At 58.9% G+C, this 14,710-nt stretch carries 9 protein-coding genes; 4 read left to right on the forward strand and 5 right to left on the reverse strand.

Going from position 1 to position 14,710, the window contains the following annotated elements:
• Positions 1 to 76 precede the first annotated feature (76 nt).
• Positions 77 to 1,354, reverse strand: coding sequence for a class I SAM-dependent methyltransferase (locus M2339_RS00245; protein WP_264587900.1), 1,278 nt, complete (start codon positions 1,352 to 1,354; stop codon positions 77 to 79).
• Positions 1,355 to 2,037: 683 nt separating this feature from the next.
• Here M2339_RS00245 and M2339_RS00250 point away from each other — a divergent pair.
• The 3 genes from M2339_RS00250 to M2339_RS00260 all read left to right on the forward strand — a co-directional run bounded on the left by M2339_RS00250 (position 2,038) and on the right by M2339_RS00260 (position 7,570).
• On the forward strand, positions 2,038 to 4,413 hold the full coding sequence (locus tag M2339_RS00250; protein ID WP_264587899.1) for a glycosyltransferase: 2,376 nt from the start codon (positions 2,038 to 2,040) through the stop codon (positions 4,411 to 4,413).
• Entirely contained in the window at positions 4,385 to 5,560 is a 1,176-nt protein-coding gene (locus M2339_RS00255; RefSeq protein WP_264587898.1) for a glycosyltransferase, read from the forward strand. The genes M2339_RS00250 and M2339_RS00255 overlap by 29 nt, the downstream gene beginning before the upstream one ends.
• Before the next feature lie 63 nt (positions 5,561 to 5,623).
• A complete protein-coding gene (locus M2339_RS00260; protein ID WP_264588394.1) occupies positions 5,624 to 7,570 on the forward strand; it encodes a class I SAM-dependent methyltransferase in 1,947 nt (648 codons plus the stop codon).
• Between the two features lie 19 nt (positions 7,571 to 7,589).
• Here the strand turns inward: M2339_RS00260 and M2339_RS00265 are convergent, their stop codons facing one another.
• Positions 7,590 to 8,789: a glycosyltransferase gene (locus tag M2339_RS00265; RefSeq protein ID WP_264606109.1), complete on the reverse strand. Its 1,200-nt coding sequence runs from the start codon at positions 8,787 to 8,789 to the stop codon at positions 7,590 to 7,592.
• Positions 8,790 to 8,941: 152 nt separating this feature from the next.
• Here M2339_RS00265 and M2339_RS00270 point away from each other — a divergent pair, with 152 nt between their 5' ends.
• On the forward strand, positions 8,942 to 9,565 hold the full coding sequence (locus tag M2339_RS00270) for a DUF4214 domain-containing protein (protein WP_264587896.1): 624 nt from the start codon (positions 8,942 to 8,944) through the stop codon (positions 9,563 to 9,565).
• Positions 9,566 to 10,388: 823 nt separating this feature from the next.
• Here the strand turns inward: M2339_RS00270 and M2339_RS00275 are convergent.
• From M2339_RS00275 to M2339_RS00285, 3 genes are all read right to left on the reverse strand, one after another.
• Positions 10,389 to 11,165 (reverse strand): helix-turn-helix transcriptional regulator, encoded by a 777-nt coding sequence (locus tag M2339_RS00275; RefSeq protein ID WP_264571334.1) that lies wholly within the window; start codon positions 11,163 to 11,165, stop codon positions 10,389 to 10,391.
• 24 nt (positions 11,166 to 11,189) lie between these two features.
• Entirely contained in the window at positions 11,190 to 12,359 is a 1,170-nt protein-coding gene (locus M2339_RS00280; protein ID WP_264606110.1) for an MFS transporter, read from the reverse strand.
• A 68-nt stretch (positions 12,360 to 12,427) separates the two neighbouring features.
• Entirely contained in the window at positions 12,428 to 14,665 is a 2,238-nt protein-coding gene (locus M2339_RS00285; RefSeq protein ID WP_264587894.1) for a TonB-dependent receptor, read from the reverse strand.
• Positions 14,666 to 14,710: the final 45 nt, after the last annotated feature.

The following is a 14,710-nucleotide window of genomic DNA, read 5'->3' on the forward strand; positions in this document are numbered from 1 at the left end:
TCATGTTTCATTTTCCGCTCCCAGCCGACGTTTCCGCCAACTCCTTTAAGACATGCGACATCGGTCCGACCTTGCGTCAGACGATCTCGATTTCGGGGAAGGGGAAGATGAACTTGCCGCCTGAATTGAGGTATTCTTGCTCCCGCCGGACGATACCGTCCTTGAAGTGCCAAGGCAGGACCAGATAATAATCCGGCTTCATCGCGTGAGCGTCAGTTTCGCTGATGATTGGGATGTGCGTACCGGGCGTTACTTTTCCAAACTTTTCGGGATTAACCTCGGCAATCGCGGGAATATCTTCCGTGGTGAAACCGCAGAACTGCAGGACAACATTGCCCTTCGTCGATGCACCGTAACCTAGCACCGTCTTGCCGTCGCCGCGCAGAGCGCGGATCAAGCGCACCAGGTCGTCGCGATGGCGGAACACCCGCTCCTCGAACTCCCGGTACGGCTTGGGCGTATTGATGCCCATGCGGTCTTCTTGCTCGAGCAACCAGTTCACGACCGCCTCATTCACGCGGACGCTCGTGTTTGACTTGTGCGCGGCAGTCACAGCGAAGCTACCGCCGTTGATGTTGTTCATTACCACGTCGACGATCTTGAGACCCGCTGCCTCAAGGATCAGACGCACAACGCCGAGCGAATAATATTCAAGATGCTCGTGGCAGATCGTGTCGTACGAATTCAAGCGAAGCATCGAGGGCATATAGCTCTGCTCGAAATGCCAGATGCCACCCGGCGCTAGGCACTGGGCGATCTGTTGCGCGAAGGCGATCGGATCGTCGAGATCGTAGAACATCGCGATGGAGGTGATGATATTCGCCGGCTGCGCACCGGTCGAGGCATATGCAGCTGCCGAGAAGAAGTCTGGCACCAGCTTGACGTCATCCGGATAGTAGGCCGCAAACTTGGCGCCGGTAGGATCGATGCCAATACGGTTCAGCGAAGGCCTGTCGTACGCCTTCAGCGTAGTGCAGTCATTCGAACCGATATCGAGAACGGTATCGCCGGCCTTCAGATCAGCGAGCTTTTCGAGATATCGGACTTTGGCCGTCAAGTGCTCGACCATAGATTTGTTGAGACCGGATCGATAGCCGTAGTTGTCTCCGTACATTTCCGAAGAGTCATAGGTATGATTGAGTTGCAGCAACCCGCTTTCCGGGCAAAGCACCAGTTCGAGCGGGCCGCGCGTCACCGTTTCGTTGGCGTTCTTCGGGAATACGCCGGTCAATTCCTGATGGCCCAGGTTCAGCACGGATATAAGATTGTCAGACTTTGATACGCGGCAACGTTCCAGGGTCTTATAGGCTTGCATCAAATTCTCCATTAAATTCGCGTTGAACGGCGGTGCCATCTGACCGGGCGGCTCTATTGAATTTCGCTGGCGGCGGCAACGACTCCCTCACCCTCGCTACGTTCAAATACCGGTGAGCCTTACCCTTTTTCCGCGCAGCCGCTGAAAGACCTTAGCCCCGAGGTCATTATCCTTCACTTGCGGATGATCCAAGGGATATCGCTTCCCGAAGCGAGAGGTTAGACGGAAAATCGCTGCGCCGCCCACGTGTTAACGACCGATCATTTTGTTTGTCCGGGTCCGGTCGGGGCGCACGTGACGGTTTTCGACTTCATGCACGACACATTTGCATCTGATCGAGAGTCTCGATGTCGGCCCGATCAACTTCCGGGCGCGCAACTGGCGGCCCCGCCGCTAACGCTCAAGACCTTTGATTTTTCGAGAGGGGAGACGCTTGCTTTGCCAAGCTCCTCTGATAATCCACTCCGCCATAAAAACCTAACTGCCGCTGTTGACGGGGGTGAACAACAATGCAACCCGTCGCACCATCGTTCAAGCTTGGCGTTCGGCTTCACGCAATGCCATCCTATCAAGTCTCGGCCAAGCACTGCTAGCCGCATTCCGAGGCCGGTCGAAACGTTAGTTATTTCGACCTGAGGAGACAGAATTCGGTTGATTCGACAGACTCTCTAGTAAATTGATCACTTCCGACCGACACTGTCGATTGCGGAAATTTCGCGATAATGACTATCGCCAGTTGCATCAGAAATCAGGGGAAAACAGTGCCGGCTTCTCCCAACATCGTTTATGTCGACGTTCGACCTCTTCAAGATCCGGATTATCGCTTTCGCGGTGTAGGTCAGCACAGCACCTCACTGCTGACTGCGCTTCGTCAATGGGATTGGGGTGCAAGCCGCCCAAAGATGGTCGCGCTGGCCGATCCGATGCGAGAACCGCTCTACGCCGAACATACGCGCTTCTTCGATGAGGTGCGGGCAAACAGTCCGCGTGCCGCCGAAAGCAATAGTTGGTTCTTGACGCTCTCGCCGATGACCCACGATCCGCTTTTTGTCTCTGGTTTCCTGCTTGATCCGACAATCTTCAAGATTGCTCTGTTTTACGACTTCATTCAGCTGAAATTCCCCAACCGCTATCTCCATGTCACGGAATGGCGAACGACCTTCATGAACGCCTTTGCTTGGCTCGAATTTTACGATGTCTTCGCTGCAATTTCGCAGGACAGCGGCAACGACCTGATCAAATATCGCAACGTCCATCCGTCGAAAGTCTACGTATCGGGCGTTGCCGTGCGCCGCTCGCTCGAAGCGCCCGAAGGCGAGAGCCCACTCCCCCGATCCGAGCGCCAGCATATTCTGGTCGCTGGTGGCGGTGACCCCCGCAAGAATCCGGAATGCGCGCTTGTTGCTCACGCCCGGACGCCCGCATGCCGCGGCGTTCCGATTCATGTATTCGGGAACTACAACCCGGCTCATAAGGAAGGCTTCCGCGAAACGTTCGCGGAAGCCGGTGGTGACAATCGACTCCTTTTCTTCCCAGAGCACCTCGGCGACGAGGACCTGCGCCAGCTATACCGCAATGCGATCATGACCATCGTTCCTTCGCGCGCCGAAGGTTTTTCGATCCCGATCATCGAAAGCGCGGCGGCCGGAACGCCGGTCGCGGTATCCGCAGTCGGCGCGCACCCTGAATTGATCGGGGACCCCGATCTGCAGTTCGGCCCGGACGATTTCGACAAACTCAGTCAGATAATGGCGCGGATCGTAGGCGACGAAAAGGAATGGTCGAGCCGGCTCGAAGCAATCGCGCCACTCTGGAAAAGCTATACCACCGAGGATGTCGGCAGGCGCTTTATGGAAGGGGTGATGGCGCGGCAACGGAACGCCGAAGTTATTGAAGCGCCGGCGATTTCGCGCAACCTCCGACCGAAACTGGCCATCATCACCCCCCTTCCCCCATCTCAATCGGGTGTTGCGGACTATTCCAAGGCAACATTGCAACCTCTGGCGAAATATGCCGATCTGCACATCTTCACGGACAGCCCGGGGGTGGAGCCGACACCGGCTTATTCTTCCCTGGCGCCGGTCGCGATGGCACCATATTCGCCGAAAACGTTCGATCAGCGAATTTCCGTGCTCGGCAATTCCCATTTCCATACCACTGCCTTCAGATATCTGCTGGAACATGGCGGCGCGGCGCTCGCGCATGATGCGCGGATGATCGATTTCTATTTTCACGAACTGGGACTGGACCGCGCCTTGCAGGTCGCGAGTGCGGAATTCGGCCGACCCGTACCCTCAGCCGATCTGGTGCATTGGCTCAAGCATCAGCGCGATCTTCCGGTCCTTTTCTTGTCTGAGATCGCGAAGGCGGCGGAGCCGTTGCTGGTTCATTCTGGCGTCGGTGCTAAGGGCATAGAGAAGCTCTATGGGGTGCAGCCCAAAGTGCTCCCCTTCGCTCAATATCGTCCGATGAATCTAGAAGCGATCACGTCGCAAGAGCGGCGCAGGCGTCGCGAGAAGTTGGGCTGGACCGATGAGGAATTCGTCATCACCTCCTTCGGATTTGTTTCGCCGGACAAGGCGCCTGAACTTCTGATCTGGGCCACCAAATTCCTGCGCACTTGGGGCGTCAATGCACGCCTTGTGCTGTGTGGGCTGGTCGGCGAAGATATCGAAGTTGATCTTCAGGACCTCCGCGAAGAGCTCGGGCTCAAGGACACGGTGACGTTGTTTTCGGATCGGGTATCCGAAGAGATATATATGGACCATCTCATCGCGACCGATGCGGCCATCCAGTTGCGTACCTACTTCATGGGAGGGCTCTCTGGCGCGCTCAATGATTGTATCGCTGGCGCGGTGCCGACGGTCGCAAATGAGCACCTGGCGGAATCGTCGTTAGCCCCGCCTTTCGTCCGAAGGGTAAGCGACAATCTTTCACCGATTCTGATAGCCGAGGCGTTTTTGGATATCCTCCGATCCGGTGAGCATTTGTCACGACCGATGGAACAAGCACGCGCGTTCGCCGCGGACCATTCGCTCGATCGATATGCCGTTCGTATGATGGAGTCGCTTGGTTTCGACGTTGCGAAACGTGCCTGATCCGATGCGACCCATCATCGTCGATCTGGGGGAATTCTACGGCGCCCCCTTGCGCACGGGAATTCAACGGACGGTATGCGAACTGCTGGCACATTGGCCGCAGGATGTACCGGTGCGCTTCGCGCGTTACGATCCGCGCATCGATGGCCTGATTTCGATTTCCAGCCGCGCCATCGCCTTTCTAGTCAAGATGTTTGGTAAGAACACCCTGTCGCCGGCCGAGATCAGCGCCGAGGCGCAAATGATCGACGCGGGCATTCATTCAGGGAAGATCGACCTGCACCGCGAGGACAAAGTTCTGCTTCCAGAGCTTTTCTACCGCTTCGACAGGGTCGCTTTCTATCAGCGCGCAATCGAGCAAGAGCTGTTTCAGCCCTATATGCTGATTTATGATTTCGTGCCGTGGCTGAAGCCGGATCTCTACGGGATCGGCGGCAACATGTACTTGTTCATGCCCTACCTCAGACTGGTTATGGCAGCGACTAAGCGCGCATATATAAGTGAGGCCGTGCGTGACGATCTGGCAAAGCAGATCCTGCGCGGGACGGGCGACGTTCAGGGCCCGGCGATCCCTCTTGGCGCTGACGGCATCGACATTGAGCCCCAGGAATATACTGCTAATCGACGCAACATCGTGTGCCTGGGAACACTGGAGGGCAAGAAGTTTCAGAACGTCGCCTTTGAGGCTTTTCGTTCGCTTCCGCCTGATCCTACCGGCGGCAAGTTGCAATTTCTCGGCAAAATTCCTTCCTACCTACAGCCCCAACTCGCCCAGATCGTCGAGTATGTTGGTGTGGACGTGGAAGTAATAGACAACCCATCCGATGACGAGATACGGGACCATCTACGGAAAGCGCGGGCAAGCCTATTTGTCAGCCCCAATGAGGGGTTTGGCCTGCCCGCCCTCGAAACGCTGTTCTGTGGCATTCCAACCGTGGTCAGCGCGAACCTGCCCAGCGTGTCAGGATTAGCCGATGACGGTCAGATCCGGCTTGAGACCGTTAACGTGTCTTCCGTGGCCGCGGCTCTAACGCGGCTGCGTGACGAGAGGGAGATTCAGGTACTCTGGAGCAAGGCGGCAAACTTAAACCTGCCCCGCTGGAATGATTTCGCGATCAGCCTAGCGACCTGGGTGGCAAAAAACTGATCTTTCGCAAATGAAAACCCCCCTTGCAGCTGGCGTCAGTCTGGAGATGTAGTGGTGCCCGAGATGAACTCTGAACAATTGGGCGAATTCGTCCGTATCATCGACGAGGAATATGCCGGCAATCTCGGTGCACCGGGTGTGGCCGAGCGCTTTTATCCGATCGATTTCAAATTCGAAACTCCAGTCGATCAGAGCCTGAATCCGTTCTCATCCGAATATTATGATCAGCAACTGGCGCTCTATCGCGAGATCGCGGGCCGCGAACTCAACCAGTGGGACGGCGAACTCCATCCGGTTGACGTGCCGTCATTGGTCAGCGCGCCCAACCCGCTGGGTCTGGGCTTACCGAACTTCCTCAGCGAGCACGTCCGCGCGATTTCGACGATGCTCGGCGTTGCCGATCTCCCGCCTAGCCCCTTTGTGCTGGATCTTGGCGCAGGGCACGGCCTGAGTTCCGAAATCCTGGCGTTCAGCGGCTGCATCGTCCGCGCCATCGACATAGATCCCGCGCTCGGCGAACTCAGTCAGTTGCGCGCTGCGGCCCGCAGCCTGCCGATCCAGCGCAGCGTCCTTAGCTACGATGATATCACCACGATTCCCGATGGCGGATACAAGGCCGCTTTCTTCTTCCAGTCGCTACACCACTGCCTGAAGCCATGGAAGTTGATCGCGGACCTTACGGCGAAGCTTGAACCGGAGGGGGTTATAGCCTTCACGGGTGAACCAATCCAAAGCGGCTGGAGAAACTGGGGTCTGAGGCTGGACCAGGAATCGCTTTACGTCGCCCGGAAATATGGCTGGTTCGAATCCGGTTGGTCTCACGATTTCCTTCGCGCCTGTTTCATGCGGAACGGGTACACCTTGCATTTCGTCAGCGGTGGTCACGGTGGGGGTGAGATTGGTTTCGCCGCACTGAACCCGGCCAAGGCGGCGCAATGTTTGGTCAAGGCGCAGAGTATGGGCCTCACCGAGCGTTTTCCGGAAACCGAAATATCGAGAATTATGAGCCAATATCCGGCGGACGCGGAAGCAGTGTATCTTCCCTTGGATATGCCCGCATTGCGTTCACCCGCAGGTTTTGCGGTGCGTCAGCAAGGTCGTATGCTAATCTGCGAGGGTACTGGGAAATCCTATCCCATCGTCGAAGGCAATGCTCATATTTTTGATGCTGAGGATGTGCCGCAGTATTTATTCGAAGAAGGCGCAGCCTTTGACGGATATGTCGAAAGTTCGCTGATTCCGGATATGAACAACGAGATCGAGCGCGCGTACGCAAATGCCAAGACGGTAAATACCGAGCTGATGTTCAGTGCGCTAGAATATAGCGATGTCGAGGAACGGCGTGTCGTGGAACTCGGCGCTTGGCGCTGCGAATCTATCAAACGCTTTGCTGATATGGGATTTCAAAGTTACGCGGTGGATTTCTTTCCCGGCATGGTAAATGCCGCCCTGCGCCTTCATCGGGGGCGCCCGTTTCACCGCTTGGCCGCGCCGCTCTCTGTCCTGCCATTTCAGGATCAAACGATCGATCTGCTCTATATGCACGCGACGCTCCATCACGCTGTCCCGCGTCGGGCGGAGGAGTTCGCGTGGTGCGATCCTCACAATATGCATGATGCGCTCTGCGAGGCGCGCCGTGTATTGAAGCCCGATGGCGCGCTTTTCCTGTTCGGTGAAGGCGTTTATCCCGAAGGCCTGCCCATCGTGGAACGCGAATATGAGAAACGTGCGCAGGCCGGGGAAACCCCGTACAAAAGCTGGTACACAATGAGCGAATATGAGCGCGCTTTCGAAAAAGCGGGCATCTATCCGAAGCTCATGAGCAACCAGACTGCGCTCGAGTTGGAACTCCATAGCTATGACGATGGGAAACGAGTCGATCTGGTGAAGATCGGTGATCTTGTAACAATCGATGCTTATGAGCGACTGGAGCAGATGGCCGCGTGGAACGCGGGCCCCGACTGGGATACACGCCTGCTACCTGCCTGGATGCGTATTCGCCACACCTGAAGCGCCTCGTCGCGTCCTGCTATTTTGAGGGGATCGTGGCGATCGTCCTCGACCAGATGTTCTTTTGACTCTCGATGAAGCGACTTTGCCGCATTTGCTGTGCCGCTTGGAAAGCGAACAGCGCATGCGGATTTTCAAGCAAATCAGCGGCCATGCGCGCCGCCGCGGCAGGGTCCTCCAGATCGATCGAGCCATGGCCTTCCAGCTGCGGCAGCCCGAGATGTGTCTGTCGAGACGCAAGCAATGGCGTGCCGTAGGACAAAGCCTCCACCGCTTTGAACTTGACACCGTAGTCGTTCTCTACCGGGCACAGAATGATGTTTCCTGACAGAAACAGCGCACGCACTGTCTTTGCGTCCGCAGGTCCGAGCCAGTCGATATTGGGCATATTAGAGGAGAGCTGATCAGATCTCGCGCCGACGATGGAAATTCGCGCGGTGGGGCAAAGCGTCAGCAGATGAGGCGCGAACTGTTGCGCGATCCATTCGATCGCCAACCGATTCGGATAATGGGCGATGTTACCCACGAAAAAGAGCCTTTTCCCAGGTTGTAGAGACCATTTCTCTGGCTTTGGGTCGAGGTAGGGCGTGATGCAGACCGGCGTCGATCTAAGCGGAGATCTGGGCGCGTCGGGCTCGCCAATCACGATGACCTTGTCTACCTCCGCATTCTTACTCCGCTCGAAGAGGCGCGCACGGAATAGGCTGATCTTCCCTGCCAGCCAGCCATGATGGCTCATCCCCCGCGTGATCATGTCGGCGTAGAAATCGCCTTCGCGGTTGAGCGCGATCAGCACCGTGCGGACATCGCTGCGCGGTAGTTTCACGAATAAGGCGCTCGGATGATAGTCGATGATAATCGTATCGATCTTGTAGGCGCGGATGGCCCAATCGACGCCATCGCTCACGTGTTGCTGATTGAGCCTCTGCGTTTCCCAAGGAAATTGAAACAGCATTTTCCAGGCGAAGGCCGCCAGCGCCCGGAAGGATTTGCCTTCCGGATAATATCGATCGAGATAATAGGGCTGATAATGCGCCGTCACGCCGAGCGACGCGAAGAACTCCATCGTCGCGGCTTCGGCAGCGAACGATCCAGCCGCCATCGCGAACAGTTCTATATCACCGTCTTCGGTGAGGCGCCGGATATGGTTGCGGCAGCAGATGCTGCCTCCGTTTCCTTCATCTCCGAGTGGCGTGACGGTGAAATAGAGGACGCGCATCTGACGCTGGTGCAAGCTGGCATCACTACGGTCAAGCGGCATCCGCCGAAAACTTCTTACGCCGCGGACCTGCGGATGTGGACAACCCAAAATAAACTTAGCATAGGTGCATAACGGCGGCCGCTCGCGGCGATCCCAAGGTGTGACGTCAGATGAAAATTTTCCTCAAACGTCGAATAAAAAGATCGGAGGCGGGGCGATTTGTTACCGACGCTTATCGCATGGTCTTGGGGCGTGAGCCTGATGAATTAGGCTTGGAAGCCCACAGGAATGCGCTTGTCAGCGGCCGCATAGACCGGCTTTCACTGCTGCAACACCTACTTGAATCCGAAGAAGGAATCGCGCTTCGGCAAAACACCGCAGCATTTGTCGAGCGACGGACTCGTCTCTCGACCAACGCCGAAGAAATTGTCACCGAGGCATATGAACTTGCCTTCGGGCGACCACCGGACGTTGCGGGCATGAAGTATCACTCCGACGCGTTGCGCACTGGGCAGCAGGATGATTTTGGTCTGCTGCGGGACCTGCTAAAATCTCCGGAAAGCGAAGCTTGTTTGTCCCGTGGCGCTCGAATCCAACCGCAGGGCGTTTCGGAAGAAATCGTCCTGCTAATTCAGGAATTGATCGCGATCCGCCTCACGGAGCGGGGATGCACATGGGCGGTGCCGCCCATTTTCCCTTCCGGAAGTGTTATCCCACCCGCGCACGTCACTGGATTGATAAGGACTTTGGTCATGCTGTGCGAAACTCCGCCCGCTTTGGAGCATGTCCACTGATTCTCGGCCTGCCGGCAGATCGGGTGCTAACGAAGGCCCCTTGACCGCTCATCCGCCAAGTGGCGAGGCAGAGTACGGCAGTTCTGGCAAGCCCAGTAAAACGGTTTTATCAAGTCCTTCAACCGCTCGCTGCGCGATGAATTGCCCAGCGAGGAGGCGCTCGACCGAAGATGGGGTCGCAGGTCAGGTGATGTGATACCAACTAATGGCGAACGTTCGCATAGCGAATCTTCCGGGATCGGCTGACTTGCGGGTGCTTTGCCGCTCGATCGAGCGACCCGGCGATTACCTTTTGCAAACAGCGACGCCCCGGCTCGACCGCGTGTTACGCGCTGTCTATGGCCTGCAGGAGAAGGGCGACGCGCTGGCCCTTGTGCTGGCATTGAACCACAAGCTCGCCCGAGATGAGGCAGACGGAAATCCTGTCATAGGCGGGATGGCCAAAGTTTTTCGGACGACGCCGGGTTACTCACGACGGACTGTATCGTCCGAAGATCGAACTAGATCCTAATGAGGCTAACTCGGCTTCACCCGACTTCTTGTGGATCTCCCATTGGAATTTCTGCAGAGACCCAGGCTCGGATCGACAGCTGGATTGCCCAGATGCTGACACCGAGTGATGATTTTAAAACGGATATCAGCCGGGCCTGCGATGCTGGGTCCGAACAGAGCCATCGGCCAAACTTGCCCACTGGCTGCTGGATCGCAACGGAGAAGGCGATTTTCACGAACCGGTGACCTATTCAATTCCACAATGCCCCCCGCGATAAACAGACGTCCGCGTAATTCCGCCAGCCTTTTCCAGCGCCTTTCCTCACCCAGATCAATGCGCTGCCAGCGCACACAATTCCGGCACGCTGCTGATCCCCAGTCGCTGGTAGGCGCGCTTTCGGTAGGTCATGACGCTCGTTTTCGCGATACCCAGATCCAGCGCTGTCGCCTCGACCGACATGCCGGCGGTTGCGCGGGCGCAGACTTGCCGCTCGCGCCGCGTCAGATTTGGGAAGAGGTGCCGCAGTCGGCTTTCGATGTGCTGGGCGGAGGAGAAGCAGGAAAGGGCGCGCCTGCGGTTGAGGGGCAGCATCGGCAGCGCCAGGCGGGCCAGACCCACCAACGCGTCCAGCTCGCTATCCGTAAACAGGCCGGTGGAGCGATGGCGCGCGACATTGATGACGCGCCAGGCCTGTGGTCCGCGCTGGATGATCGAGACGCGCTCAACGATACCGGCCTGATCGAAGAAGCGCCTGCGGAACTCATCGGAGCTGATGTCCGGCGGCCGGATGCGCTGGATGGCAAGGTCGCTCACGCATGGCGCTGCGCTATAGGCGTCGCACACCGGGTCGATATTGTGATAATGCTGGCTGTAGGCCGGCAGCATCGCTTCCACGCGTGGCTCGCCGAAGAAATATTGCAGTTCGCTGGTTTCTCTGCCCGTCGCCTCGAACAAGTAAATTCTGCGCGCCCCACCGGTGACCGTCATCACCGAATCATGGACGGCGGTGCCGAACTGGTCGGTCCCGGCGGTTTCCAGCAAGCGTTCATAGATGGCACCCATGGAGACGGGGGCGCGCCATTCCTCGATCTTGCGGATGTAGGACATTCAGCTCTCCTGCCGCCTCTGGGATTATACCCCCTCAGTCGCGACTCCACGCCTCTTGAACACCTTCATGGCGATCAACGCAATCGCTGCCGCGATAGCCGGCACCGCAAAGGAGGCCAGAATGGTGGTCTCCGCAATGCCCGCCTCAAGCTGCGCGCCAATCAGCACCGGCGCCGCGACCGTCCCGATGCGGCCGACGCTTTTGGCCCATCCGATGCCAGTCGATCGCAGGTGCGGCGGGTAGAAGCTGGCGAGGATGACATTCACGCCGCCATAAGCGCCGAGGGCGAAGAAGCCGCAGGCTGCCAGAACGAGTTGGAGGACCAAGGCCGAGGACCCGCCCACAATCTGGCCGGCCACGAAGAAGAACGCTGCTGCGATGAGCAGGGACGAGACGAGAACGCGAAACGCGCCGTAGCGGTCGATCAAAAGGCCCATGCACAGCGCTGCAGCAATGCCGCCGAAGGAAAAGATGGAGAGCGCCATGGCCGCGAACGCTGGCGCGTAGCCGAGGCGGACGAGCAGAACCGGCAGCCACGAGCTGAGGCAGTAGCTGATGGTCAGCATGGCAATGAAGACGAGCCACAGCATCGCCGTGCCCAGCCGATAGTCCGGCGCCAGAAGGCTCAAGGGGCTGGCGCTGGGCAGGGGCGCATCGCTTTGCGGTGCCACCTCCTCGGCGTCCCGCAGAACCATGATGGTGATGACGGATGTCGCGAGGCAGAGCAGTCCCACCGCGCCCATCGCCACGCGCCAGCCGCCTCGTCCGGTAAAGGCGATGGCGACGATGCCCGCGATGGTGGCGCCGAGGCCGTAGCCGGTGAACAGGAAGGTGATCGCCAGGCCACGGTGTTCGAGGGGGGCGGCTGCCGTGACGATTGCCAGGCAACTCGGCAGACAGCCACCCAACAGGACGCCGGTTATCAGCCGCATCCAGAACAACTGCTCGCCACTGTTCGCCAGACCCGTCAAGGCCTGAGCGGCGCCAAAGCCGGCGAGGGTCAGCCCCACCGTCCACCGGTCGCCAAATCTCGCGGCCAGCGGAGGAAACGCAATCAGGCCGATGCACTGGCCGATCAGGTTGGCCGAAAAGATCGGACCGAGATCGGCATCACCAAGGCCGAGCATCGGCGCGAATTCGGGAGCGAGCGGCCCCATGATCGTGTGGACCAGCCCGTCAAGAAAATAGACCATCGCACAGATCGACACGATCAGAAGCGTCGAGGCTTTTGCGCCGGGCTGTTGGAGCGTTGCCGTTGAAATCAGAAGGTTCCCGACAGTCGCACGCCATAGGTCCGTGGCGGGCGCAGCGACGTCGCGACCACACCAATGGTCGAATAGGCCGGGTTTGGCGCCACATTGTTGACGACGACGTCATCCTCGATGTTGTTGACGAATGCGCTGATGCTCAGGCCCTTGCCTTCGAACGCATAGGTCAGCACCGCGTCAGTCCGGGTCGAACCGCCAACGCGCGTTTCCGGCGTGTAGGCCAGATCCAGCTCGCGCGGCCCTTCATAGCGGCTGAAGATGTTCGCGATGATGCGGTCGCCCGATCCGACCGTGAAGCTTTGTTCCAGCGAGGCGGCGACCACCCATTCAGGCGACTTGAGCGCGCGAAGCCCGCTGCAATCGACCGTCGTGCCGGAGGTGCGGCATTGTGAGGTCGGGCCGGGGGTCGAAACCGAATTGTAGACGAGCTGTTTCACCCGAGCGTCCAGCCATTGGGCCTGCAACCCGATCCGGGTGGACGGAGTGACCAGCAGTTCTGCTTCGGCTTCTACGCCCTTGGTGCGAACCTGGCCGATATTCTCCGTCACCAGAACCACGGCCGGGGGAATGAGCTTCACATAGCCAAGCTGCTGGTCCTTATAGTCCAGCAGGAATGCCTCCACATTGAATTGCAGGCGGTTGTCGAGGAAGCGGTTCTTCGTGCCGATGGTATAGGCGGTAACCTTTTCCGGCTCGAAGCTGTTGGCGCCCGGCGGGCCGAGGAAGAAGCCGCCCGCTTTGAAACCGGTGCCGACATTGGCGTAGACCAGCGAGCGCGGTCCCGCGTCAAACTCGAGGCCGGCACGCCATGTGACGGCTTCAAACGTCAGCGATCGGTCGACGACAAATGCCGGCGCGCCGACCGGGACGAGCGGAATGACCGGGTCGGGCCCGGGGGCATTGCGGATGGTGTACCGCTCGCTGTCGCTGGTCTTGCGCTCCCAGGTGTAGCGCAGTCCCCCGGTCACGCGGAATGCGGGCACGATCGCAAAGGTCAATTGGCCGAAGCCGGCGGCGGTCTTGCCCGATGTGTCGATGATCTGATCGCTGTAGGTGAGGGCGGCCGCGCTTTCCGTGTTCGAGCGGGCGGTGACATGCGTGTCGAGATAGTAGGCCCCGATCAGCCAGCCAAAGCGATTGCCCGATGGCGAGGCGAACCGCGCTTCCATCGAAATCTGCTCGGGCTGCTGCTGCTCGATGATCTGGAAGCCGGTCTGGGCGCTGTTGTAGCTCAGCCTGGATGTCCGATAAGCGGGGATCAGCGTCAGCGTGCCGGCATCGGTCTCGACATTCACATTGGCGAGCAGCCCATAATAGTCGCTGTCGATGAACGAATTGTCGGTCTGCCGCGCGAGGGGGGCAAATGCCGCATCCTGCTGGGAAAGGCTGGTGCGTGGGTCGCCGAAGTAGCAGATGTCGGGCCCGCAGCGCTTGCGCACGGTCGAGCCGCCGCCGCGGCCGCCCTGATGGGTATAATCCCCGACGATGTCGATGGTGACGGCGCTGCTCGGTTGGAGGCGGTAGGAGAGCCGGACGGCCTGACCGCGCTCATCGTCGAGCCCGTCCGAGAAGAAGCCATCGCGTTGCAGGATCTGGAATGCGGCGCGGAAGGCGCTGTTCTCGCCGACCGGGAGGTTGACAGCGCCGGACGCGGCAACCCGCGCATAATTGCCGACTTCAAAATTGAGTTGCGCGCCACGCTCACCGATGCGGGCGTGCTGCGGCAGGATGTTGATGGCGCCGCCCGTCGCGTTGCGGCCATATAATGTGCCCTGCGGGCCTTTCAGCACCTCGACGCGCTCAAGATCATAGAACAGGCCCTGCACCGCCGTGGGACTGGCAAGATACACGCCTGAGAAATTGACGGCGATGGCCGGGTCGGAGAAGGCATTGCCCCCAAAGTTGCTGACGCCCCGGACCGTCAGGACGGTATAGGGTCCGGTTCCTGCCGTGACCTGCAGCGCAGGAGCCACCTGGGTCAGCGCCGCTGCCGTGGTTACGCCTCGCGTCGTCAGATTTTCGCCGGAAAGGACGGTGACCGAGACGGCGGCGCGCTGTAAATTCTCTTCCCGCCGCTGCGCCGTGACGACGATATCCTCAAGCCCTGCCGCAGCGTCCTGCCGCGCGGACGACACAACCGCCCGATCGGCAGTGAAGGTTTGCGCGTGCGCGAGTGCGGGCATGATGCTCAGGGCTGTGCCCGATAACAGCGCGATTAGCCGGCTCGACATACAATCTCCCTTTGTTTCTGTTTATTCTTGTGACGTAGCGGCTCT

It is taken from the genome of Sphingobium sp. B2D3C, from assembly GCF_025961835.1.
GTDB lineage: Bacteria > Pseudomonadota > Alphaproteobacteria > Sphingomonadales > Sphingomonadaceae > Sphingobium.